22 protein-coding genes and 1 other annotated feature (1 of these 23 running past the window's edge) are annotated in these 23,745 nt (G+C 31.5%); of the genes, 5 read left to right on the top strand and 17 right to left on the bottom strand.

Annotation, left to right across the window (positions count from 1 at the left end):
• Nucleotides 1-36: 36 nt before the first annotated feature.
• From B5G32_RS00480 to B5G32_RS00450, 8 genes are all read right to left on the bottom strand, one after another.
• Nucleotides 37-1,188, bottom strand: a complete 1,152-nt coding sequence (locus tag B5G32_RS00480) for an ABC transporter substrate-binding protein (RefSeq protein WP_087296655.1) — start codon at nucleotides 1,186-1,188, stop codon at nucleotides 37-39.
• 167 nt (nucleotides 1,189-1,355) lie between these two features.
• Nucleotides 1,356-4,409 (bottom strand): FtsX-like permease family protein, encoded by a 3,054-nt coding sequence (locus B5G32_RS00475; protein ID WP_087935475.1) that lies wholly within the window; start codon nucleotides 4,407-4,409, stop codon nucleotides 1,356-1,358.
• Entirely contained in the window at nucleotides 4,403-5,107 is a 705-nt protein-coding gene (locus tag B5G32_RS00470; RefSeq protein WP_087304137.1) for an ABC transporter ATP-binding protein, read from the bottom strand. The genes B5G32_RS00475 and B5G32_RS00470 overlap by 7 nt, the downstream gene beginning before the upstream one ends.
• Before the next feature lie 115 nt (nucleotides 5,108-5,222).
• On the bottom strand, nucleotides 5,223-6,398 hold the full coding sequence (locus B5G32_RS00465; protein WP_239386162.1) for a TrkH family potassium uptake protein: 1,176 nt from the start codon (nucleotides 6,396-6,398) through the stop codon (nucleotides 5,223-5,225).
• Nucleotides 6,388-6,663, bottom strand: coding sequence for a hypothetical protein (locus B5G32_RS14075; RefSeq protein WP_239386161.1), 276 nt, complete (start codon nucleotides 6,661-6,663; stop codon nucleotides 6,388-6,390). The genes B5G32_RS00465 and B5G32_RS14075 overlap by 11 nt, the downstream gene beginning before the upstream one ends.
• The gene (gene trkA / locus B5G32_RS00460) at nucleotides 6,663-8,030 is read right to left on the bottom strand and encodes a Trk system potassium transporter TrkA (protein WP_087935474.1); all 1,368 of its coding nucleotides are present in this window, start codon (nucleotides 8,028-8,030) and stop codon (nucleotides 6,663-6,665) included. Before trkA ends, B5G32_RS14075 begins: the two co-directional genes overlap by 1 nt.
• A gap of 11 nt (nucleotides 8,031-8,041) precedes the next feature.
• Nucleotides 8,042-9,601, bottom strand: coding sequence for an NAD(P)/FAD-dependent oxidoreductase (locus B5G32_RS00455; protein ID WP_087935473.1), 1,560 nt, complete (start codon nucleotides 9,599-9,601; stop codon nucleotides 8,042-8,044).
• On the bottom strand, nucleotides 9,585-10,739 hold the full coding sequence (locus B5G32_RS00450; protein WP_087935472.1) for an aminoacetone oxidase family FAD-binding enzyme: 1,155 nt from the start codon (nucleotides 10,737-10,739) through the stop codon (nucleotides 9,585-9,587). Before B5G32_RS00450 ends, B5G32_RS00455 begins: the two co-directional genes overlap by 17 nt.
• 118 nt (nucleotides 10,740-10,857) lie before the next feature.
• On the opposite strand from B5G32_RS00450, the gene B5G32_RS00445 reads away from it, so the two are divergent.
• Together B5G32_RS00445 and B5G32_RS00440 are read left to right on the top strand one after the other, a co-directional pair.
• Nucleotides 10,858-11,598 carry a YebC/PmpR family DNA-binding transcriptional regulator gene (locus tag B5G32_RS00445; protein WP_087935471.1) on the top strand — a complete coding sequence of 247 codons (741 nt, stop codon included), beginning with the start codon at nucleotides 10,858-10,860 and terminating at the stop codon, nucleotides 11,596-11,598.
• Between the two features lie 27 nt (nucleotides 11,599-11,625).
• The gene (locus B5G32_RS00440; protein ID WP_087935470.1) at nucleotides 11,626-12,294 is read left to right on the top strand and encodes an MBL fold metallo-hydrolase; all 669 of its coding nucleotides are present in this window, start codon (nucleotides 11,626-11,628) and stop codon (nucleotides 12,292-12,294) included.
• Between the two features lie 29 nt (nucleotides 12,295-12,323).
• Here B5G32_RS00440 and B5G32_RS00435 read toward each other — a convergent pair whose 3' ends face one another.
• A complete protein-coding gene (locus B5G32_RS00435; protein WP_087245166.1) occupies nucleotides 12,324-12,692 on the bottom strand; it encodes a VOC family protein in 369 nt (122 codons plus the stop codon).
• A gap of 9 nt (nucleotides 12,693-12,701) precedes the next feature.
• Nucleotides 12,702-12,896 carry a DUF6440 family protein gene (locus tag B5G32_RS00430; protein ID WP_087304130.1) on the bottom strand — a complete coding sequence of 65 codons (195 nt, stop codon included), beginning with the start codon at nucleotides 12,894-12,896 and terminating at the stop codon, nucleotides 12,702-12,704.
• 190 nt (nucleotides 12,897-13,086) lie between these two features.
• On the opposite strand from B5G32_RS00430, the gene B5G32_RS00425 reads away from it, so the two are divergent.
• Both B5G32_RS00425 and groL read left to right on the top strand, forming a co-directional pair.
• Nucleotides 13,087-13,347 carry a GroES family chaperonin gene (locus tag B5G32_RS00425; RefSeq protein ID WP_087245164.1) on the top strand — a complete coding sequence of 87 codons (261 nt, stop codon included), beginning with the start codon at nucleotides 13,087-13,089 and terminating at the stop codon, nucleotides 13,345-13,347.
• Nucleotides 13,348-13,359: 12 nt separating this feature from the next.
• On the top strand, nucleotides 13,360-14,976 hold the full coding sequence (gene groL, locus B5G32_RS00420; protein ID WP_087935469.1) for a chaperonin GroEL: 1,617 nt from the start codon (nucleotides 13,360-13,362) through the stop codon (nucleotides 14,974-14,976).
• A gap of 118 nt (nucleotides 14,977-15,094) precedes the next feature.
• Here the strand turns inward: groL and B5G32_RS00415 are convergent, their stop codons facing one another.
• From B5G32_RS00415 to B5G32_RS00400, 4 genes are all read right to left on the bottom strand, one after another.
• A complete protein-coding gene (locus B5G32_RS00415; RefSeq protein WP_087298017.1) occupies nucleotides 15,095-16,270 on the bottom strand; it encodes an NAD(P)-dependent malic enzyme in 1,176 nt (391 codons plus the stop codon).
• A 71-nt stretch (nucleotides 16,271-16,341) separates the two neighbouring features.
• Nucleotides 16,342-17,277 (bottom strand): type I phosphomannose isomerase catalytic subunit, encoded by a 936-nt coding sequence (locus B5G32_RS00410; protein WP_087935468.1) that lies wholly within the window; start codon nucleotides 17,275-17,277, stop codon nucleotides 16,342-16,344.
• The gene (locus tag B5G32_RS00405; RefSeq protein ID WP_087935467.1) at nucleotides 17,243-17,737 is read right to left on the bottom strand and encodes a 2-thiouracil desulfurase family protein; all 495 of its coding nucleotides are present in this window, start codon (nucleotides 17,735-17,737) and stop codon (nucleotides 17,243-17,245) included. Before B5G32_RS00405 ends, B5G32_RS00410 begins: the two co-directional genes overlap by 35 nt.
• Nucleotides 17,721-18,377, bottom strand: a complete 657-nt coding sequence (locus B5G32_RS00400) for an HAD family hydrolase (protein ID WP_087304729.1) — start codon at nucleotides 18,375-18,377, stop codon at nucleotides 17,721-17,723. The genes B5G32_RS00405 and B5G32_RS00400 overlap by 17 nt, the downstream gene beginning before the upstream one ends.
• A gap of 82 nt (nucleotides 18,378-18,459) precedes the next feature.
• Between B5G32_RS00400 and B5G32_RS00395 the strand changes: the two genes are divergently transcribed.
• Entirely contained in the window at nucleotides 18,460-18,657 is a 198-nt protein-coding gene (locus B5G32_RS00395) for a hypothetical protein (RefSeq protein WP_087935466.1), read from the top strand.
• 14 nt (nucleotides 18,658-18,671) lie between these two features.
• Here B5G32_RS00395 and B5G32_RS00390 read toward each other — a convergent pair whose 3' ends face one another.
• Genes B5G32_RS00390 through ileS form a run of 3 tightly spaced genes read right to left on the bottom strand, consistent with a single transcriptional unit; the run spans nucleotide 18,672 to nucleotide 23,557 of the window.
• The gene (locus B5G32_RS00390; RefSeq protein ID WP_087935465.1) at nucleotides 18,672-19,898 is read right to left on the bottom strand and encodes a D-alanyl-D-alanine carboxypeptidase family protein; all 1,227 of its coding nucleotides are present in this window, start codon (nucleotides 19,896-19,898) and stop codon (nucleotides 18,672-18,674) included.
• On the bottom strand, nucleotides 19,895-20,776 hold the full coding sequence (locus tag B5G32_RS00385) for a DMT family transporter (RefSeq protein ID WP_087304731.1): 882 nt from the start codon (nucleotides 20,774-20,776) through the stop codon (nucleotides 19,895-19,897). The genes B5G32_RS00390 and B5G32_RS00385 overlap by 4 nt, the downstream gene beginning before the upstream one ends.
• Before the next feature lie 48 nt (nucleotides 20,777-20,824).
• A complete protein-coding gene (gene ileS / locus B5G32_RS00380; protein WP_087935464.1) occupies nucleotides 20,825-23,557 on the bottom strand; it encodes an isoleucine--tRNA ligase in 2,733 nt (910 codons plus the stop codon).
• Nucleotides 23,558-23,593: 36 nt separating this feature from the next.
• Nucleotides 23,594-23,745: a binding site (T-box leader), on the bottom strand (it continues 54 nt past the right edge of the window).

Here is a 23,745-nt window from a genome sequence, read left to right as displayed (position 1 = left end):
AAAAAATAAAGGAGAAAAATCTCCTTTATTTTTCTTCTAATCTAAATAACTATATTCACCATTTTTAATAGTTTTTACAACCAATTCTTTTGTTGGATTATGTTGATCATCAAATTCAAAATGACCTGTAATACCATCATAATTTGTCTTTTCTAACTGTTCACAAATTTTAGCATAATCAGTTGTTCCAGCAGCTTCAACTGCTTTCAATAATACCCAAGTTGCATCATAAGCCATTGTTCCAAACATGTTTGTATCACTGTTATATTTTTCTTTATATTTAGCTACATAATTTTGTACATCTTCTACTCGGTCATCGAATGTATTTGTATAATAAGCTCCATTGAAAATAGATTTATCAACATCTTTAACTGATAAAACGCCATCCCAACCATCAGTTCCTAAGAATGTACCATTGTAACCAGCATTTTTAAATTGACCAACCATAGTTGCAATTATTTCATAATAATCTGGAATATAAACAGCATCTGCTCCTGATTGTTTTACTTTTGTAATATAGCTTCCAAAATCTTTTGTATCCTTTGGATATTTTTCTTGTAACACAATTTGTGTGCCATCTTTATTTGCCTGAGCAACAAATGAATCTGTACATCCCTGACTATAATCACTACCACTATTTGTTAAAATAGCAACTTTCTTAACATTAATACGACCATCACCAATAGCTGTTGCAATTGTCTGACCACCCATTGAGTCATTAGAACATGTTCTAAAGTAATTGCTTCTTGTACTTCCATCATTATTTAAAGTAATACTATCCCCAGAAGTACTTGGTGAAACAATAGGTGTTCCATCAGCTTTAGAAGCCTCTCCTAAAGCTAAACCTTCAGCCGTAATAACAGGACCAACAATTCCAACAACCTTTTCACCTACTAATTTTTTATAAGCATTCACAGCATCTGTTTCCTTACCTTGAGAATCTTCAGCTAGTAATTCTACTTTATATTTTGCATCATCAGAATTATTATAATCTTCTATGGCAAGTTCAATAGTATTTTTAACTGGAATTCCATAAGTTGATGTTTCTCCAGTTAATGGACCAACAAATCCAATTTTAATTGTATCCCCTTCTTTTAATTCTGTAGCTGAAGAACCACCAGTTCCTCCACCACAAGCAACCAACATACTTGACACAGCCATTAAAGACATAACTTTTTTTATATTCATATATCTCTCCCCTTTTTTTAAATATATTCATTATTATACTTAACATTTTATACAAGTCAACAAAAAATAACTTTATTTTTTCAAATATTCTAAAAATCATAAAAATATTTATTTATTTAATAAAAAATATATTGTTTTATAAAACAAGGAGTGGATGTTTCCACTCCCTATTCAATACTCTTTAAAGATTCCACCATATCAACCTTATTTAAAACATGTCGCATTGTGAAATTAATAAAATAAGTAAAACCTAAAGTCATAATAATAGCATATATATAACTAATGATATTTAATTGTCTAACAAACATTGTCATATCCAATTCCACCGTCAAAATAATAAACTTGTGAAGGAAATAACCAAAAATCATTCCCAGTAAAGAACCAATCACTGATAAAAGAACATTTTCTCTAAAGATATAGTCATAAACTTCTTTACGTCTAAAACCTAAAACTTTAATCGTTGCAATCTCACTTTTACGTTCTTGAATATTAATATTTGTCAAGTTATAAAGGACAATGAAATTTAAAGCTCCTGCACAGACAATCAAAATAACAACAACCAGATTTACACTTTGAACCTGTTTATCAAATTCTTCACCAATTGATGATACATTGCATAAATTTCCATAACCTTTGTCCTGCATATAAGCTTCCAGTGTTTTTTGACTCGAAGCACGATCATCCTGTAAAATCAAGAACGCATTATTCACTTCCAGATCCTGTAATGTCAATGATTCATATAAAGTCTGGGACATATAAATATAATTCATAAAATAGTTTTCTGTGATACCTGAAACCTTTACACTATACTTTGTTTCATTGAGTTCAATATCAATTGTATCATTATCTTCCACACCAAGCAATTCAGCTGCTTTTGCGGTTAAAATAACACCTTCATCATCAAGAACCAAATCTTTATATGTCTGATAATTTCTAAACTGAACAAAGTTTTTCATATTATCCATTGATTGATAAACAATTAATGAACCATATAAATCTTCTTTATCTTTTAAGATATTAATACTCTTATTTAAAACATATTCCACATTTGCAACTTCGCTACGATTCAATAAATCTTTTTGATAATTCTGTGCTGTTTTGGTTGAAACACTATCTTCTAAACGAACAAGATAATCATATGTAAAAACATCTTGATATTGTTTATCAACAACCTGTGATACAGAAGATTTAACACCAAAGCCGGTAATAATTAAAGCTGTACATCCAGCAATCCCAATCACAGACATAAAGAAGCGTTTCTTATACCTAAAAATATTACGCATTGTTACTTTCTGATTGAAAGACAAACGACGCCATAACCAATGAATTCTTTCCAAAAGAATACGTTTTCCAACTTTTGGTGTTTTAGGTCGCATTAAGACCGCTGGCATCAAATTCAATTCACTCATACAAACAAAGAGTGTGACTGCCAAAATAACAAATACCGATATAAAAACTGTTTCCAGCAAAACCCATGTACTGGCATAAATCAAAATAGGTGCATCCACTTGAAATAACATTAAATTATATAAATAATAAATAATACGTGGGAAAAATTGTGTTCCTGAAACAATTCCTAAAATACAAGCAAAAAAGGTTGCAAAAATAACATATATGATATATTGCTTCATGACATCCCATTTAGAATAACCTAAAGCACGTAATGTTCCACTTTGACTTCTTTGTTCTTCCACCATTCTCGTCATTGTTGTTAATGAAACCAAAGCTGATACAAGGAAGAACATTAATGGGAAAATATCTGCAATAGAAGAAATAGAATCCTTATTAGAATCAAAATTCACAAGTCCTGAATTTTCATGACGTGTTAAAGTATAAAGCCTTCCTTTAGGAATCTGATCCACTTGATCTCTGGCTTCATCTAACTGCGATTTTGCCTGATCTAATTTGTCTTGAGCTTTTTCTAATTCATTATTTGTTTTCAGTTCTTCTAAAGTCAATTGATTTTCTTGTTGTTGAATTTCAAGCTTAGCCTTTTCAATCGCAATAGAAGCTTCATTCAATTGCGTCAATCCATCTAATGAGGAAGATGCATTTTTAAGAATATCTCCCATTTTTTCTAAACTAGCTATTGATTTTTGCACTTCTGGAGAAATATTTTCAGTATTTTCATTTTGATAATTCTCAAGTTCTTTTTGTAAACTTTCTAAATTTCCTTTTAACTCCTCACTCGTACTTTCAATTGTTTCTAACATGTCTTGAATTTGTGAAGATGCTGTTGCTTGAGCTTTTAAATATTCAGCTTCTTTTGTAGCCAATGTGATTTTCGCATTCGTTAATTGAATTTTAGCCTCTAATATCTTTTCATCAAACAAATCTTTAGAATCACTATATGTCTGATAACCTTCATCATATTCTTTTTGGGCTTCATCTAATTTTGTTTTGGCATCACTTGTCAAGTCTTCATACAAGCGACTCATTTTTAATGATAAAGTACTTTTTATTTTTGTATTCACATCTTCAATATAATCATCATATGCCTCACTGAAAACATTATATTCTTTAGCTCCCTTTACACAGACAGAAATCTGATTATATAAAATATCTTCATCACGTAATTCATAAAGATTTTCTGGCATAGCTAAAAAATCATTGTTTTCATTTAAAATTTCAATATATCCAGCATTCGTTCCATCACCCAAAGTATTCGTTCCACGATCCGTAATAGCAATATAACGAACATCATTCACAACACCAACGATTTTAAAAGTCTTTTCACCTTGATCATTATGAATAGAAATCTCGTCACCAATCTGATAATCTTCTGCCAGCATTTCTTCATCAATGACACATTCATTGTCTTTTTGAGGATAACGCCCATCAACCAGATAAGGTTGATTAAGCATATCTTGATCATATTGTTCACTGGCGTAAACAGTAACTCCTGCCAGTGAATCATTATGATGAATCAAAGCATCAAATTGATAACCATATTGAATATCTTCAATACCCGATATATTTTGAATTTCACTAATATCATCTTTGGAAAAACCTAATGATGCCATATATGTTAAATCAGCATAATGGTGTTTGTCCAAGTAATGATCCATTGATTGAGTCATTGTTCCCGGTGTATTTCTTAACCCTGCAAAAAAAGCCGCACCTAAAAATACAATCGCAAAAATGGAAAAAAATCTTGCTTTAGATGTTAAAATTGTTTTTCTGAGATTTTTCCAATAAGCTTTTTTCTTTCTTTTTACCATTCAATTTCCTCGATTGGTTGTGGGTTTTCATTGATTTCAACCCCATTGACCTTTCCATTTTTTAAATGAATCACACGATCTGCCATCGGTGCTAAAGCAGAGTTATGAGTAATCACAATGACTGTCATCTGATAAGTATCACACATTTCCCTTAATAAAGATAAAATTGCCTTCCCCGTCTGATAATCCAATGCTCCAGTTGGTTCATCACATAACAACAGTTTTGGATTTTTAGCAATCGCTCTAGCGATAGCCACACGTTGTTGTTCTCCTCCAGATAATTGCGCTGGAAAATTCATCATACGATCTGATAGCCCAACTCTTTCTAACACATTTCGTGCATCTAACGGATTTTTACAAATCTGAGAAGCCAATTCAACATTTTCTAATGCTGTTAAATTTTGAACTAAATTGTAAAATTGAAAGACAAATCCAATATCATTACGTCTGTATTCTGTCAATTTTTTTTCATCATATAAGGCAATGTTTTCACCATCGACGATAATCGAACCACTGGTTGGTGAATCCATACCCCCAAGTAAATTTAAAATTGTCGTTTTCCCGGCTCCCGAAGCACCAACAATAACGACAAACTCCCCTTTTTCAACAGTAAAATCAACACCATCACTGGCATTAATTGTAATATCCCCCATTGTATAGCTCTTAACTATATTTTTAAATTCAATTAATGCACTCATTTTTATAACCACCTTTTTTATTAGTGTATCACATTTTATGACAAAAAAAAATATGGTGTGAAGAATAACAAAAAATTCCATAATAAAAAAGAGTCGCTTTTTTTACAAACAACTCTTACTTTTTCCATAAAGAACGTGAAAAGAACATTAACAATGGGAAAATCTCCAAACGACCTGCCAGCATATCCAATGATAAAACAATTTTTGACAAATCTGTTAAACTAGAAAAATTTCCTGTTGGTCCAACAACACCAAGACCAGGCCCAACATTATTAAAACATGTCGCAACAGCACTAAATGCTGATGTAAAATCAATATTTTGTAAAGAAACAAATAAAAGTGATAAACCAAATAATAAGAAATAGAGCACCCAATAAACATGAATATTATTTAAAGTAGATAACGATAAATGTTTCCCTTCAAATACAACTGAAACAACACTATGTGGATGGAGCATATGCTTCATTTCAGCAATAGCACTTTTAACTCCAATAATAATACGTGAAACTTTCATTCCACCACCTGTTGAACCTGCACAGGCTCCAACAAACATCAACAAGACTAAAATTGTCTGCGAAAATAAAGGCCATTGTCCATAATCAGCAGTGACATAACCTGTCGTCGTGATAATAGATCCAACTTGAAAGATAGCATAACGAAAAGCTTCAAAAATAGAATGATATAAAGGTAAAATATTAAACGATATCGCAATGGCTGAAGCAAAGATAATAATAAGATACCAGCGTAATTCTTCACTTTTAAAAGCTGCTTTGAATTTTTTAATCACAACAAAATATATCAAATTAAAATTAATACCAAATAAAATCATAAAAAAGGTAATAATTCCATCACAATAAGCACTATTATAATAAGCTATTGAAGCATTTTTAATTGCAAATCCACCTGTTCCAGCAGTTCCAAAACTATTTAATAAACTATCAAAGAAAGGCATTCCACCCAACATCAACAGTATGACTTCAAGAATTGTTAAAACTGTATAAAGCTGATATAAAATCTGTGATGATACTGTTATTTTAGAAACTAGCTTCCCTACAATAGGACCTGGCATTTCTGCTTTTAAAATATGTAAAGTAGAGCCATTGGCATCTGGTAAAAATGCCACGACAAAAACCAGAATCCCCATACCACCAATCCAGTGTGAAAAGCTACGCCAGAATAGACTGGCATGAGATAAAGCCTCAACATCTGTTAAAATAGATGAACCCGTTGTTGTAAAACCTGAAACTATTTCAAAAAAGGCATCTACATAAGAAGGAATTTCACCCGTCAAGCAAAAAGGAATAGCTCCAAAAATGGATAAAAAAAATCCATGCTGCAGCAACGACTACAAAACCTTCTTTAGCATAAATGATTTTATTTTGAGGTTTATGTAAGCTCATAAGCTTTCCTATAAAGCATAATAAAATTGCAATCATAAGATATGCCAAACTTTCCTTTTCATGATAAATCATACCAATCAAGCATGGTAAAAGCATCAATAGCCCCTCAATCATGAGCATTTTACCAAGCGTATAAAAAATCATACGTCTATTCATCAGTAAGTTTCCTCAAAAATATCATTAATATCTTTAAGAGAGGTATGATAAGCAATGACTATAATACGATCGCCAACATTTAAAACATCTTGACCATTAGGAATAATTGTCTGATTTTGACGAATAATACCACCAATCAATAAATCTTTCTTTGTTTTCACTTGAGCTAATGGAATATTGCAATATTTTGTTTTTTCATCAACAATAAATTCAACTGCCTCCACTTCTTCATTGACAATCTTATATAATGTCTGAATACTAGAAGAACGATCATGATTTTCTTTGACACGTAAATAACGAATAATTTGAGAAGTTACTAAAACTTTTGGATCAACAATACTATCTATACCTAATTGATCAATAACACCATTCAGATTCATACGATTCACTTTTGCGATAGATTTCTTTACACCCAATTGTTTTGCTACTAGGGCTAAAACAATATTTTCTTCATCCAATCCCGTTAAACTGACTAAGGCATCACTTCTATTGACGCCTTCTTCCATTAAAATATTTTCATCACTACCATCTCCTTCAATAATGACAGAATATGGCAGTTGTTCAGACAATTGAATACAACGCTCATGATTTCTTTCAAAAATCTTTGTCTTAATTCCATGTACAGCTAATTGTCTTGCTAAATAATAAGTAATTTTACTTCCACCAATAATCATAACATGTTTGATTTTTTCTGATACAAAACCAGCATCTAAACAAAACTTTGTTAAATCTTTATGAGAACCAACAACATAAATATGATCTTGACCCTTTAAAATAAAATCTCCATCGGGAATCATAACCTTATCGTTACGTTTTACCGCACAAATTAACACTTGAGATTTTGTAACAGAAGACAATTGACTTAAAGCAATAGAATCTAGTTTCATTCCATTACAAATACGCAATTCAATAATTTCTACTTTTCCCTTCGCAAAAGTATCTATACGCATGGCTGATGCAAACAAAATTGTTCTTCTGATATCATTTGCAGCTTCCAACTCAGGATTAATAATCATAGAAAATCCTAATTTATTTTTTAAGATTTCACTTTGTAAAGAATAGTCAGGATTTCTAACACGCGCAATGATGTGCTTAGCTCCTAATTGCTTAGCTAATAAACAAGATAAAATATTCAATTCATCCGATGTCGTTACTGAAATAACAACATTGGCTTTATCAACACCCGCTTCTTGTAAGACTTGAAAATTGGCCCCATTTCCACTAATTCCTAAAACATCATATTGGTTAACAACATTTTCTACTTTCTGACTATTTTGATCAATAACAACAATATTATATCCTTCATTTGATAAATAATGTGTCAGCATTTGTCCCACTTTTCCTAATCCAATAATAACAATATTCATAATTCCTCCCACTATTTATATGTCTTTAGGATCTGTTCCGCACACATCATCCCATCAATTGCAGATGACATAATACCTCCAGCATAACCAGCACCCTCTCCAATTGGGTAAATTCCTTTCATTGATGATTGAAAGTTTTCATTTCTTAAAATTCTAACTGGTGCACTACTTCTTGATTCCACTCCTGTTAAAATTGTGTCCTCATCAATAAATCCAGGCATCTTTTGATTCATTAATAACAAACCTTCTTTTAAAGAATGATTAATGAAATCAGGAAATATCTGATTTAAATCACAAAGCTGATATCCTGGCTGATAAGTTGGCTTAATCTTACCTAATGGATTGACTTCATTATTTATATAATCCATAGCTTTTTGTACCGGAGCATGAAAATGCCCACCACCTAATATAAATGCTTTCTTTTCTAATTGTCTTTGAAATTCAATTCCTGCCAATGGATGTGAACTACCAAAATCATCTGTAGAAACAGTGACTAAAATAGCACTATTCGCATTTTGACCATCACGTGCATAATAACTCATCCCATTAACACATAGCGTTCCATCTTCATGTTGTGATGGAACAACATAACCACCAGGACACATACAAAATGTATAAACACCTCGTTTTCCACTTTGTACAGCAAGTTTATATGTTGCTGCCTTTAAATATGGTGAAGAAGCACTTTTCTTATATTGAATTTGATTGATTTTTTGTTGTGATTGTTCAATACGTACGCCTACTGCAAAAGCTTTTTGTTCAAGAGTCATACCTTTTTGATAAAGTAATTCATAAGTATCACGTGCACTATGACCAATAGCCAATACAAGTAAATCAGTATTCATCACTTCAGTCTGACCATGATGTAAAACAGTAACATGATAACTATCTGATTCCTGTTTAAAATCAATCATTTGTGTTTCAAATAAAAATGTGACTCCTTTTTCAATTAAAAATTGACGCATATTTTGAATAACTTGACGTAAATAATCTGTACCAATATGAGGTTTATGAAGATATAAAATATCCTCTGGCGCACCAAATTGAACAAAAGTTTCCAATACATAACGAATACGTTCATTTTTTATACCAGTTGTTAATTTCCCATCAGAAAAAGTTCCAGCTCCACCTTCACCAAATGCAATATTACTTTCACAATGCAAGCAACCATTTTCTAACAAATCAGCCACCGCTTTTTCTCTTTTTTCAATTTCCTGACCACGCTCAATGACAGTCACTTTCTGACCACTCATAGCCAAAACATAGGCACAAAATAAACCAGCAGGCCCACTTCCTACAATCATGACACTTTGATCATTTGATGGTAAATAATGATATTGATATGGTTGAACACGTTGAAGCTGTGGAAATTTTCTTAAATACTGCTCTTCATCATGAACCTGAAAATCAAAACTACATATAAAATGAACATTTTGTCTTCTTGCATCAATAGATTGTTTGACCAAAGTTACATTTCGAATTTCTTTTTCTCGAACATTCAAATATTGTGATATGACTTTTGCATAACGTTTTTCTCCTAATTTGACTTTGACATTATGAATTCTTAACATATACATTCCTTTCTATAGCCTGCGCTACACGATAAGCACTTGCCAATGCAAAATGCAAATTATATCCTCCACACATTCCTGCTACATTTAATATTTCCCCTATAGCAAACATACTAGGATATCTTTTTAATTCTAAATCATAAGTGACATCTTCTAATGATAATCCTCCTTTCATCACCTGTGCATACTGCGCTTCTCTGATACCTTGAATATCTAAACGATAATGTTTTAATAAAAAAGCCAGTTTTTGAATAGGAAGATCTTGATATTTTTGAAAATATGATGCAATTTTATGATTTAACATACCTTCTAAAAATAATGAAGATTGCTGAGATAAATATTGACATAACTGATTGTGACTTAATTCGTCAAAAAAATCAATATATAATTGATATTGATGATGTTTTTTATAAAAAGATGACAATTGCATAACAGCAATACCACTCACACCATAGTCAGTAAATAATAATTCACCTTTTTCCTGATGAATACACTTGTCATTTTCCATCAACGAAAAAGTCCCCTTCACTCTTACACCTTTTAAAACTTTTAAAACAGGTGATGTATAAAACTGAACTAAAGAAGGTAATGGTTCAATCACTTTTAATTGAAGCTGCTTTAAAATATGATAACGTGATTCATTCATGCCTGAAAGTTTCCCTGCTTCACTCCCCATGGCCAAAATAACAATATCAGCATGAAATGTTTGTTTTGATGTTACAATTCTATATTGATTTTGACATTCAATGCGGTGAACTTCCTGTTCATAAAAAAATAAAACACCCGCTTCTTGAGCACGTTGCATCAATACATTTTTTACTGATAAAGCCTGCTCGCTTTTAGGATACAAGAGATGACCCTGATATAGACAATATAGTCCTATTTCTTTCATTTGACTGACCATATCAAAATCTTGAATAATCGACTGAACAATATCTAAATTATCACTATCATAATATTGTTGATCCATATTTTGATTGGAAAGATTACATCTTCCATTTCCAGTTGCTAAAAGTTTCTTTAAGGGAGATTGATTTTGTTCTAAAACAATAACATCATCTTGAGGATATTTTTGTTTTAATAAAACAGATAAATAGACACCTGAAGCTCCAGCTCCAACAATCACTATTTTTCTCATAATTTCTCCTTTCTTCATTCAATTCTATATGAAATATAGTGATTATACCATTTTTTATTGAAAAATCACTAAAAAATGTTTATAATACTAAAGGAATTTTCAAAGGAGGAATTTTATCATGGGAAGAGCACATGAAGTGCGTAAAGTTGCAATGGCAAAAACTGCAGCTAAAAAAGCGAAATTATATTCTCGCTATGGAAAAGAAATTTATTTAACAGCAAAAGCTGGTGGACCTGAATTAGATGGAAATTTAGCATTAAGACGTTTAGTAGATAAAGCAAAAAAAGAACAAGTTCCTGCTGATGTTATTAAACGTGCTATTGATAAAGTCAAAAGTGGTGTAACAGAAAACTATGAACCTATTCAATTTGAAGGTTTTGGACCAGGAAACTCAACATTAATTGTAAAATGTTTAACTGATAATATTAATCGTACAATTTCTCAAGTCCGTCCTGCATTTACGAAAGCAAAATCTAAATTAGGAGCTGAAGGTTCTGTCGCTTATTTATATAATGTAGAAAGCACTGTTGTTTTAAGTGGTATGAGCGAAGACGAAGTTTTAGAAGCTTTAGTGATGGGTGATGTTGATGCTAAAGACATTACAACATTAGAAGATGGACGTATTAAAATAACAGGTGAACCAACAGATTTAAATAAAATCAAAACAGCTATTGAAGCTGTTAAAGAAGATATTGAATTTGATGTGGATGATATTACAACAACACCTCAAGAATATGTTGAACTTGAAGGTGATGATATGATGTTATTTGATAGATTAATGGGATTATTAAATGATTGTGATGATGTTGATGAAGTTTATCACAATGTTTCAAATTATGATGATGGAGAAGAAGAATAACATGTTTCGCATGTTATCTTTTTTTATATGAAAGTTACACATTTATATCATAGTGGTTGTTTAGTCGAGTTAGACAATCATTTGCTTTTATTTGATTATTATCAAGGTGAACTTCACCTTAATCAAGAGAGACCTCTTTATGTTTTTGTTTCTCATCGTCATTATGATCATTATAATCCCAATATTTTTAAAATTCATCATCCTCAAATCACTTATATTTTATCCAATACACTGCGTCATAAATATGATGCATATTATGTAGATATACATCAAACTTATCAAATAGATGATTTATCTATTTCCACACTGCTTTCTACTGATGAAGGATGTGCTTTTCTTGTCCATGTGGAAAATCAGACAATATATCATGCTGGTGATCTTCATTGGTGGCATTGGGAAGGTGAACCAGAACAAGACAATATATATCAAAAACAGACTTACCTCCAAGAAATCTGTTCTATCAAAGAACCAGTTGATCTTGCTTGTGTTGTTGTGGATATTCGTCAAGAAAAAGACTATTTATTAGGCTTAAATGCTTTTTTAAGACATGTTCCAACAAAATACATTTTACCAATTCACTATTTTGGACACTATGAAACAACAAAACTCCTATTACAAGAGCATTTAGACAATCCCTATCATGCTCAAATCCTGCCTGTTACCCATCAAAATCAGACATTTGAAATTCTCGTATAAAAAGAACCTTTCGCACAAAGGTTCTTTGCTTATTTTTGTGGTACAATTTCCAGCCAGTAATCATCAGGATCATGAATAAAATAAAGTCCCATTGCTTCATTTTCAAAACATATGCATCCCATGTCTTGATGCAATTGATGATATGCTTCATAATCATCAACAACAAAACAAATATGACTTTCATTTTCACCTAATTCATAAGCCTGTGGATGATCTTTTAACCATGTCAATTCTAATTGAAAAGAGGCTTCACTATCAGTCAGATAAACAAGTTTAAAACTTCCATCCGATGCTTCCTTTTCTCTGACAACAGTAAGTCCTAATGCTTTTTGATAAAATGCGATACTTTTTTCTAAGTTTGTAACATTAATATTACAATGATTAAATACAGCTTTCATATCGTCCTCCTATTCTTCATCTGGAAATACCGTTGTAATAATAGGTCTTCCTTCTCTATCAACTAATACTGTCAGTCCTGCACCAACGGAATTACTATGAAAAAGATAATTCACACCTGTTTCTTTATCAACCCATATTTCAGAAGTTTGAAGTATTTTTTCTGAACTATAAGTTTTTATAAATCTCTCATATTTTTTTGCCATAATCTTCTCCTTTTTTTAAATTATAACAAAAGAGAAGTCTAAATAAAAATATTTTTTCATATATTTTAAGGATTTTAGCACTTTTAAAATCATAGTGCTAAAAGTTCATATTCAGTTCATATATCATGCTATAATAATAGTTGTTAGCAAACAAGATATATGAGTGCTAAAACATAAGGAGGAATACAAAATGTTAAAACCATTACATGATTATGTGATATTAAAAAAAGAAAAAGCTGAAACTCAAACAGCAAGTGGAATCATTTTAACAAGTCCAAAAGAACAAGCAAGCAATCAAGCGACTGTTGTCTCTGTTGGGCCTAAATGTGATGAACACTTAAAAGAAGGTATGACTGTTATCTTTAAAGAATATTCAGGAACAAAATTTAAAGATAATGATGACGAATATATGATTTTAGAAGAAGAAGATATTTTAGCTATTATTGAATAGGAGGAATAAATAATGAGTAAAGAAATTCGTTTTTCTAAAGATGTCAGAGATGCAATGTTAAATGGAGTTAATACTCTTGCAGATGCAGTAAAAGTCACTATTGGTCCTAAAGGACGTAATGTTGTTTTAGATAAAGGGTTTGGATCACCTTTAATTACAAATGATGGTGTTTCAATTGCTAAAGAAATCGAACTAGAAGATGCATTTGAAAACATGGGTGCAAAACTTGTATATGAAGTAGCCAATAAAACAAATGATGTTGCTGGTGATGGAACAACTACAGCAACAATCTTAGCTCAAAGCATGATTCAAAATGGTTTAAAAGCTGTTGAAAAAGGTGCAAACCCTGTTTTAATGCGTGAAGGTATTGATTATGCAAGTAAGGAAGTTGCAAAATATATTTTAGATAAATCTCATAAAGTGGAAACAAGCAATGATATTGAAAGTGTTGCGACAATCTCTTCTGGAGATAAAGAAATTGGTCAATATATTGCTCAAGCCATGGAAAAAGTTGGTAGAGATGGTGTCATCAGTGTTGATGAATCTAACAGCTTTGATACAGAATTAGAAGTTGCTGAAGGTATGCAATATGATAAAGGTTATGTTTCTCCATATATGGTTTCTGATAGAGAAAAAATGACTGTTGATTTAGATAACCCATTAATCATGGTTACTGATCAAAAAATTAATACAGTTCAAGAAATCTTACCAATTCTTGAACAAGTTATGCAATCTAATAAACCTTTATTATTAATTGCTGATGATTTTGAACAAGAAGTGATTTCAACATTAGTTGTTAATAAATTAAGAGGAACATTTAATGTTGTGGCTACAAAAGCCCCTGGTTTTGGTGATAATCAAAAAGAAATCTTACAAGATATTGCCATTTTAACAAATGCTAAATTCTACAGTAAAGATTTAAATATGAATTTAAAAGACATGCAAATGACTGATTTAGGATCTGCTAAAAAGATTCATATTACAAAAGATCATACAACAATGATTGGTGGTAGTGGTGATAAGACTGCTATTGATCAACGTGTTAAAGAAATCACTGAACAAATGAATAATTCTAAGAGTGATTATGATAAAAAGAATTATGCTGAAAGATTAGGTAAATTAAGTAATGGTGTTGCTATTATCAAAGTTGGTGGAGCTACTGAATCTGAATTGAAAGAAAAGAAATTAAGAATTGAAGATGCTTTAAATGCCACAAAAGCTGCTGTTAGTGAAGGAATCGTTATGGGTGGTGGTGTTACATTAGTTAACGCTTATGTAGCTTTAAAAGACCAGTTAAAAGATTCTAACGTAGATAAACAAAAAGGTATTAAAGTTGTCTTAGATGCATTACTTGCTCCAATGGGACAAATTGCTGAAAATGCTGGTTTCAATAGTGATGAAATTGTAGAACAACAAATGAAAGTTGCTGATGGACAAGGATTTGATGCTAAAGATGGTGAATGGGTATCAATGTTTGATAAAGGTATTATTGACCCAACAAAAGTTACACGTAGTGCTTTATTAAATGCTGCAAGTATTTCTGCTTTATTTATTACAACTGAAGCAGGTGTTGCACAAATTAAAGAAGATAATCCAGCTCCTGCTCCAATGGCACCAGGAATGTATTAATAGAAAAGCAAAAAACATAGAGGTTCAATGTCCTCTATGTTTTTTCTTTTTTTGTTTAAGTTGATATTGTCCCCTTTCGTTTTCATCATATCATAACAAAAAAGGCTGTAAATAGCTTTTATCTTGCAAGTCCTTCTTCAATAGCCTTTTTTGCAACAGCCTGAGCTACAATCTGACTCACACGTGGATCTAACGCATTTGGAATAACATATGTTGGTGATAATTCTTCATCACTCACAAGTGAGGCCAAACCATGAGCCGCTGCCAATTTCATTCCTTCACTAATTTTTCTTGCCCTTACATCCAAAGCCCCTCTAAACAATCCTGGAAATGCCAAAACATTATTAATTTGATTTGGATAATCTGAGCGTCCAGTTCCCATGACGGCAACACCAGCATCAATAGCATCCTGATAAGGAATTTCTGGTTCAGGATTTGCCATCGCAAAAACAATTGGATTTTCTTTCATACTTTTGACCATTTCTGGTGTTAAAACACCTGGTGCAGAAACACCAATAAAGACATCAGCTTCTTTCATAGCTTCTGCCATTGTCATGCGTTTCGCTTGAGAATTTGTGATTTCAGTTAGTTCCTGAGTTAAAAAATCATATTGATCATAATCTTCTCTTGTGACAATACCATTGATATTAAATCCATATATTTCTTTAACACCCAATGCATGAATCATTTTGATAATAGAACTTCCTGCTGCACCAGTTCCACTTACCACAACAGTAATATCTTCAATTTTCTTATGAACAACTTTTAATGCATTCAATAAACCAGCTGTAACAACAATGGCTGTTCCATGTTGATCATCATGAAAGACTGGAATATCTAATTCGTTGATAAGTGTTCTTTCGATTTCTACGCATCGTGGTGCACTAATATCTTCAAGATTAATACCACCAAATGTTGGTGCAATAGCTTTAACTGTACGAATAATTTCTTGAGGATCTTTTGTATCTAAACAGATAGGCACAGCATCAATATTTCCAAACTTTTTAAATAGGACTGCTTTTCCTTCCATAACAGGCATAGCTGCTTCTGGTCCAATATCTCCTAATCCTAAAACTGCAGTTCCATCGCTGACAACAGCAACACTATTTTGTTTCCAAGTATATTTATAGACATCATCTTTATTTTTCGCAATCTCACGACATGGCTGAGCCACCCCTGGTGTATATGCTAATGATAAATCATGACTTTCTTCTAAAGGGACTTTTAACTGTACTTCCAGCTTCCCTTTTGTTTTTTCATGTAATTCTAATGCTTCCTGATATATATCTTTCATTTTTCTCCCTCTTTTCGTATCTATTATGCCACAGTTTTTACAAAATGAAAAGCAGATGTTTCCATCTGCTTTTATAATGTTGTCATCATAACAGTCATTTTACCATCATATGTGACTTCTTCTTGATCACTACATATAATAAAATGATCTCCCTTTTTCACTTCCATACCTTCCAATGTACCTTCACCTTCAAGAATACTTACCAATTGGAATGGTTTATCATTAATAATTGTATTTTCTCCATCCATTCTATAACAATCAACAGTGAAAAATTCACTTTCTACATATCTTGTTTTAGAACCATGATCTAAATGACTATTTGTAAAAAGTTTATTTGTTGCTAAATCAGCAGGTACATTTGTGACATCAATAGATTGTTGAACATGTAATTGTCTTTCATTACCATTTTTATCTTTACGATGATAATCATAAACACGATATGTAATATCAGATGATTGTTGAGCTTCATAGATTAATGAACCACTACAAATCGCATGTAACGTTCCAGATGGAATATAGAAGAAATCTCCTTTATTAATTTCAAAAGAATTTAATAAATGGTCATAATCATCATTTTCAATTGCTTTTACAAATTCTTCTTTTGTTTGAGCATGATGTCCCATAACCATTTTTGTTCCTTCATCAGCTTGTAAAACATACCAACATTCTGTTTTCCCTAATGAGTTTTCATGTTTGGCAGCATATTCATCATTAGGATGAACTTGAACTGATAGGTCATCTTTTGCATCTATAATTTTAACTAATAATGGGAATTGATCACCATTGACATTTCCAAAAAGTTCACGATGATTTTGCCATAACCAAGAAACAGTTTTTCCTTGATATTCTCCATCACTAATTGTACAATCACCATTTTGATGTCCAGAAATAGCCCAACACTCACCTGTGCTATCACTTGGGATATCATAACCATAAACATCTCTTAATTTATGGCCACCCCAAATCATTTCTTTAAAAACTGGTTGAATCTTTAAAATATGTCCCATAATCATCTTCCTTTCCTATATATTTTAAGAATTCTTCAATTTGATTTTCATGAAAAAGCTGAATACCACATTTTTGACACATTCTAGCAAAAACACCTTGTCCTTCGATTAATTGATGTTGAAATGATCCATCATAGATACCATCACAACCACAACTTGGACTTCTAAACTTCAACAATGCCACTTGAACATCATTTTTAATAAAGATGTCTAACGCTTTTTGAGCACCCAAAATATATTCAGTAGTCACATCCTGATGATTGATTGATTCAACTTTCAAGGGTTCCAAAGATTGAATTTCAGCAGGATCTCTTGGAATAGGTAATCCTCCTAAGACCTCTGGACAAACTGGTATAATGGAATGTCTTTTATCCATTTCTATCAAAATATCAAGAGGATGGCTCTTTCCACTATATGTACAATTGACACCTAGCAAACATTGACTAACCCCTATTTTCATTTTGAATAAGCTCCATAATTTCATAAGGATTGTCAACAATATAATCAGCTCCAGCATTTTCCAATTCCTGTCGCCCTCTAAATCCCCAAGTTACACCAATAGAATCTATATCAGCATAATATCCTGTATCAATGTCCACCTGACTATCACCTATAAAAAAACAATCTTTTTTATCAAGTCTCATTTCCATCAATGCCATATAAGTTGATTGAGGATCAGGTTTGACAGGATATAAGTCCTGTTGTCCATAGATAGCTACAAAAGTATCAGGAAATAGATGTTCTACAATCTGAATAGCTAAAGCATGTGGTTTATTTGTTACAACAGCTAATTTTATATTTTGCTTTTTTAAATAAGTAATAAGTTCTTCTATTCCATCATAAGGTATTGTATGATCTAAACAATGTTCGCGATATATTTTTTGGAAGTCTTGCAGACAAACATCCAATAAATCTAGATGTTCTGGACCTAAAGCTCTTTCCATCAATTTCTTAACACCATTACCAACAAACATATTATATTGAGAAATATCATGAGTTGGTAAATGATGTAACTTTAAGACTTCATTTGTAGATAATGCTAAATCTGTGATGGAATTAACTAAAGTTCCATCCAAATCAAAAAGACATCCTTTTTTCATATAAACCCCCTTTCACATTATAACAGTATTGAAAAAATAATGAAAGATGTTATAATGATTTTATGTCAAATGGGGTGAATTTATGCAAGATAATCAATCAAGAAAATATACAGACATTTTTACATTTATTGGTTATGTAATTGGATTTTTATGTATTCTTTGGTACTTTATATTTGGAGGAAATCCATTCTTACCAGTAATTGGTGTCATTATTATTTTTATAGGACGTTTTGTTGGATATGGTATTGATCTTATTATTGATTTAAAAGAAAATAAATAAAGTGATAGATTCCCTTATGGTCTATCACTCTTTTTATGTTTTATTTTTTTCATAACTAAAATCAAGCAAGTGATTAATGCTCCTACAATAAAAATAATAACAGCATAATAAGCTATTCTTTCCATCATTGATAGCTCAATATCTTCCGTTAAATGCATATCATATGAATAAAGCAAATAATCATCATTATAGATTGAAACTGTCCCTATCTTTTGACCACTTTTCATAGGTGCTACTAAAAAAGTCGATGTATCTACCTGATAAGATAAATCTTTCGTCGATATATTATTATCTATAATGATAGATAAAGTTTGTGAAGCTTGATATTCATAGCGAAACTGAAAAGATTGTAAAAGCCAATAATCAGCAATCGTTTCATCTTTTTTGTAAAGAACAATTTCATGATAATGACCATGAAGATATTGACAAACTGTAATTGCATCTCTTACATGATTTTGAGTATATTGCCCACTGGCATATGCTGTCACTAAAATAAATTGATGTCCATTAAAAGTCATGGTACTTGCTAAAGTTAATTGCGCTTCATCTGTAAAACCACTTTTTGCACCATCAATTTGTGATATATCCAAACCATAACTCATATAACCTCTTTGTAAAGATGAAGACCACGTATGATTTTTCATTGAACTGGTATATGTTCGTGCATTAAAAACATCTGCAAACGTTTGATTTTGCAAAGCATGATGCAAAATCATTGCCATATCATAAACGGTTGTATAATGCTCATTATGATGTAATCCTGTTACATTCATAAAATGAGAATTCTTTAGATTTAATTGTTCTACCAACTGATTCATAGCCATAACCATCCCATCAGTAGAACCATATGTTAAACGTGCTAAGGCATTACAAGCATCTGCACCAGATGGTAATAATGCACCATAAAGCAAATCCTCATATGTTACCAGTTCTCCAGCGTAAAATCCAGCTATTGTGGCTCCAGCTTCAAACAGTCCATCCAAATCTGCTTGTGTGATACGTACCTTTTCATGTATATCAGGTATTTTATCTAACGCTAAGCTCACTGTTAAAATTTTTGTCATACTTGCCGGATAGATTTTATCCTGACTTTTTTGATCTAAGTAAACCATTTGAGTTTCCTGATCATAAAGATAAGCATATTTTGAGTGTAAAGAAACTTGAAAATTTTCACTTGCATGGACTGGAACGATTCCAAGACATACAATCATTGTAATCATACAAGTTATTATCTTTTTCATTTTATTTCTCCTCTTTTTAAAAAAGATAGCTTGGTTTCTGAAATGACAATAGCAATAAATATTAAAATAAATCCTAATAAGATTTTAAATGTAAGAATTTCACCATAAAAAGCAATTGAAAATGCGACTCCAAATACAGATTCCAAAGATAAAATCAATGAAGCATTACATTCACTTGTATATTTCTGTCCCGTTGTCTGACAAAACATTGTTAATGCAGTAGCAAATACAACAAGATAAAGAATCTGCAAATAAATAGATGGCTGTATTTGCGTTATAATAGATAAATCTTCAGTTAATAAGGCAAAAACAAATGAAACCATGGCACCACCCATAAACTGTAATGATGTGAAAGCTCCTCCATCAATTCCTTTAGAAAATTTTTTGATCAGTAAAATATGACAGGCATATAAAAAACCACCACATAATGTGAGAAAATCACCTATATTCATAGTTAAATGTTCATCTAAAGATACACAGCCAATCCCTAAAACACAAATAAAAGCTGCAATGAAATTATAAATATCAGGACGTTTATGATAAAACAGCCATACCAAAAAAGGAACAATAGCACAATAAACAGCTGTTAAAAAAGCATTTTTACCAGGTGTTGTATAGTTCAATCCCCATGTCTGTACATAATAAGCTGCAAACAAACAGCTCCCCGTTAACAAACCACCTTTGATTTGCTGAAAATTGAGATTTTTTATTTTTTTGATAAATATAAGTGATAATAAAATAGCTGCCAATGAAAATCTTAAAAACAACAATACTGCTGGTGTTAAAAAATCAACAGCACTTTTCATAACAATGAAAGAACTTCCCCAAATCAAAGCAGCTATAAGCAACAATAAACTTCCTTGAATATTTTTTTCCATTTCAATCCCCTTTCAAAAATAAATGGTACGTATCGTACCATTTATTATTTATCCATGGATGACATCATGACAACGAGGACATAATTCGCCTTCCATTTCTGATTCTTCAAAATAATTCCAACATCTTGGACATTGAACACCTTTAAATTTTTCACTATGAATATAAGCTGTGTCATATTCTTCAAGATTTGTAGAATCATTGACTAACTGAACTTTAGCAACAATAAACAGCTGTTTTAAAACATCTGCTAATTTGTCCATATCTTGATATGAATCTTTTAAGCAAATAGTCACTTTTGCTTCCATATTAGATTTAATTTCTTTAGCATTTCTTAATTCTTCTAAAGATTTTAAGACATCTTTTCTTAATAATAAGAAACGATCATAATATTCTTTAATTACTTCTTCATTGTCTACTGGAAGCAATTCAGCTTTTGCTTCTAAGAAAATAGATTCAGCTTTATTTTCATCACAATGGAAATGATCATGTAATTCTTCACTTGTAAAGACAAGAATTGGTGATAATAATTTCATCATTGTTTTTGCATAATAATATAACACTGTTTGAACCTGTCTTCTTCTTAAGCTATCAGCTTTTTCAATATAAAGAATATCTTTTGTAAAGTCCATATAGAAAGCACTTAAAGTGTTTGTAAAGCAATTTAAAATTAATTGATTTGCTTCAGCAAAATCATATTGATTAAAGGCTTCTTCATAACCTTTCATTAACTGATTTAATTCAACAAGCATGTATTGATCAACACCTTCAAGTTTTGAGATTTCAATCAAATCACTTGCTTTAAAATCAGAAAGATTTCCTAAAACAAAACGCATTGTGTTTCTAATCTTACGATAATTTTCAGCAACTTGCTTCATAATATCATTAGAAATACGAACATCAGATTGATATGCAACTGAAGTTGCCCATAATCTTAAGATATCTGCACCATATTGATTGACAAGTTTAATTGGATCAACAGTATTTCCTAATGATTTAGACATTTTATTTCCTTTACCATCTAAAACAAAGCCATGTGATAAAACTGTCTTATAAGGCGCTTTATCATAAACTGCAGTTCCAATAATCAATGATGAGTTGAACCATCCACGATACTGATCACTACCTTCAAAGTATAAATCAACTGGATAACGATATCCTCTTTCTCTCATGCATCCTGTATGAGAAGATCCTGAATCAAACCATACATCCATGATATCTTTTTCTTTTTTAAAGATACCATTTGGTGAATGTTCATTTGTATATCCTTCAGGTAACAAGAATTTTTCTTCTTTTTCAAACCAGATATTAGAACCATACTGTCTAAATAAATCAGAAATATGTTTGAAAACTTCTTCTTCCATAATTGGTGTCCCATCTTCACAATAAATAATAGGAATTGGAACTCCCCAGCTTCTTTGACGAGAAATACACCAGTCACCACGATCTTTAATCATGTTGTAGATTCTAATATGACCCCATTCATTTAACCATTCGACATGATCAATTTCATCTAATAATTTTTCTCTAATCTTATCAATTGAACAGAACCATTGGTCAGTTGCTCTAAAGATAATTGGTTTTTTTGTACGCCAGTCATGAGGATAACTATGTGTAATGAATTCAAGCTTTAATAACACTCCTAATTCATCAAGTTTTAAAGTGACTGTTTTATTAGCATCATCAACATATTGACCAGCTAACCATTCACCACAGTCTTCCATCATGCAACCGTGTTCATCAACATTACAATAAATATCTAAACCATATTTTTGACCAACAATAAAGTCATCCATACCAAATCCAGGAGCAGTATGAACACATCCTGTACCAGCTTCAGCAGTAACGTGATCTCCTAAGATAACTAATGATTCACGATCATATAATGGATGCTGACAAGTAATCATTTCTAATTCTTGTCCCTTAAATGTTTTTAAAATCTGTTTTTCTTTTAATTCAAATTTTTCCCATAAAGAATCAACAAGTTCTTCTAAAACAATTAATTTTCCTTTCTCACTTTGAACAAGTGCATACGTATAATCCGCATTTAAACAAATCGCAAGGTTTGCTGGAATTGTCCAAGGTGTTGTTGTCCAAATCACAAAACTTGTATCTGTATCTAAAATACCTTTTCCATCTTTAACCTGGAATTTCACAAAAATAGTTGGACTTTTCACATCATGATATTCAACTTCAGCTTCTGCTAAAGCTGATTCACTTGATGGTGACCAATAGACTGGTTTTAATCCTTTATAAATTAAACCATCCATCGCCATCTTTGCGAAAACATCAATTTGATTGGCTTCAAATTCTGGTAATAATGTTAAATATGGGTGGTCATAATCAGCAAATGTTCCAACACGGATACATTGTTCTTTTTGAATTTCAACTTGTTTTAATGCATATTCATAACATTTTTTTCTAAATTCTGCTGTACTTAATTCTTTACGATTGACACCTAATTTTTGAATAGCATTTTCAATTGGTAAACCATGAGTATCCCATCCAGGAATATATGGTGTATACAATCCCTGCATGTTTTTATAACGACAAATCACATCTTTAATAATTTTGTTTAACATATGTCCAGTATGCATATTTCCATTTGCATATGGTGGACCATCATGGAAAACAAAATCATCATGTCCTTGATTTTGTTCAATGACTTTTTCATACATATGCGTTTCTTGCCATCTTTGAACGTAACCTGGCTCCTTTTTAGGAAGATTTCCACGCATTTCAAAATCTGTTTTAGGCATTAATAATGTGTCTTTGTAATTCATTGTATTCCTTCCTTTCTCAAATAAAAAAACGTCCTGTTAAAGGACGTGATGACGCGGTACCACCTTTATTCATATCTTAAAGATATGCTCTCTATATCTTAACGCGATGAACGTCTTATCCTACTTGATTTCAGATAAGCTACTCTTAGGCTGATTCATTATAAGTTCCCCTTATTTGCTTTTCACCA

This window comes from Massilimicrobiota sp. An80, assembly GCF_002159255.1.
GTDB lineage: Bacteria > Bacillota_I > Bacilli_A > Erysipelotrichales > Coprobacillaceae > Allocoprobacillus > Allocoprobacillus merdigallinarum.
Note: the sequence above shows the minus strand (reverse complement) of the source record. Positions and strands in the feature narration are given on the sequence as shown.

Excerpts from the sequence above, each read along its gene's own strand:
- B5G32_RS00405 (WP_087935467.1), bottom strand. The coding sequence starts at position 17,737 with ATGAAAATAGGGGTTAGTCAATGTTTGCTAGGTGTCAATTGTACATAT.
- B5G32_RS00415 (WP_087298017.1), bottom strand. The coding sequence starts at position 16,270 with ATGAAAGATATATATCAGGAAGCATTAGAATTACATGAAAAAACAAAA.
- B5G32_RS00385 (WP_087304731.1), bottom strand. The coding sequence starts at position 20,776 with ATGGAAAAAAATATTCAAGGAAGTTTATTGTTGCTTATAGCTGCTTTG.
- B5G32_RS00430 (WP_087304130.1), bottom strand. The coding sequence starts at position 12,896 with ATGGCAAAAAAATATGAGAGATTTATAAAAACTTATAGTTCAGAAAAA.
- groL (WP_087935469.1), top strand. The coding sequence starts at position 13,360 with ATGAGTAAAGAAATTCGTTTTTCTAAAGATGTCAGAGATGCAATGTTA.
- B5G32_RS00470 (WP_087304137.1), bottom strand. The coding sequence starts at position 5,107 with ATGAGTGCATTAATTGAATTTAAAAATATAGTTAAGAGCTATACAATG.
- B5G32_RS00475 (WP_087935475.1), bottom strand. The coding sequence starts at position 4,409 with ATGGTAAAAAGAAAGAAAAAAGCTTATTGGAAAAATCTCAGAAAAACA.
- B5G32_RS00455 (WP_087935473.1), bottom strand. The coding sequence starts at position 9,601 with ATGTTAAGAATTCATAATGTCAAAGTCAAATTAGGAGAAAAACGTTAT.
- B5G32_RS14075 (WP_239386161.1), bottom strand. The coding sequence starts at position 6,663 with ATGAATAGACGTATGATTTTTTATACGCTTGGTAAAATGCTCATGATT.
- B5G32_RS00425 (WP_087245164.1), top strand. The coding sequence starts at position 13,087 with ATGTTAAAACCATTACATGATTATGTGATATTAAAAAAAGAAAAAGCT.
- B5G32_RS00400 (WP_087304729.1), bottom strand. The coding sequence starts at position 18,377 with ATGAAAAAAGGATGTCTTTTTGATTTGGATGGAACTTTAGTTAATTCC.
- B5G32_RS00450 (WP_087935472.1), bottom strand. The coding sequence starts at position 10,739 with ATGAGAAAAATAGTGATTGTTGGAGCTGGAGCTTCAGGTGTCTATTTA.
- B5G32_RS00435 (WP_087245166.1), bottom strand. The coding sequence starts at position 12,692 with ATGAAAGCTGTATTTAATCATTGTAATATTAATGTTACAAACTTAGAA.
- trkA (WP_087935474.1), bottom strand. The coding sequence starts at position 8,030 with ATGAATATTGTTATTATTGGATTAGGAAAAGTGGGACAAATGCTGACA.
- ileS (WP_087935464.1), bottom strand. The coding sequence starts at position 23,557 with ATGAATTACAAAGACACATTATTAATGCCTAAAACAGATTTTGAAATG.
- B5G32_RS00395 (WP_087935466.1), top strand. The coding sequence starts at position 18,460 with ATGCAAGATAATCAATCAAGAAAATATACAGACATTTTTACATTTATT.
- B5G32_RS00445 (WP_087935471.1), top strand. The coding sequence starts at position 10,858 with ATGGGAAGAGCACATGAAGTGCGTAAAGTTGCAATGGCAAAAACTGCA.
- B5G32_RS00440 (WP_087935470.1), top strand. The coding sequence starts at position 11,626 with ATGAAAGTTACACATTTATATCATAGTGGTTGTTTAGTCGAGTTAGAC.
- B5G32_RS00480 (WP_087296655.1), bottom strand. The coding sequence starts at position 1,188 with ATGAATATAAAAAAAGTTATGTCTTTAATGGCTGTGTCAAGTATGTTG.
- B5G32_RS00390 (WP_087935465.1), bottom strand. The coding sequence starts at position 19,898 with ATGAAAAAGATAATAACTTGTATGATTACAATGATTGTATGTCTTGGA.
- B5G32_RS00410 (WP_087935468.1), bottom strand. The coding sequence starts at position 17,277 with ATGGGACATATTTTAAAGATTCAACCAGTTTTTAAAGAAATGATTTGG.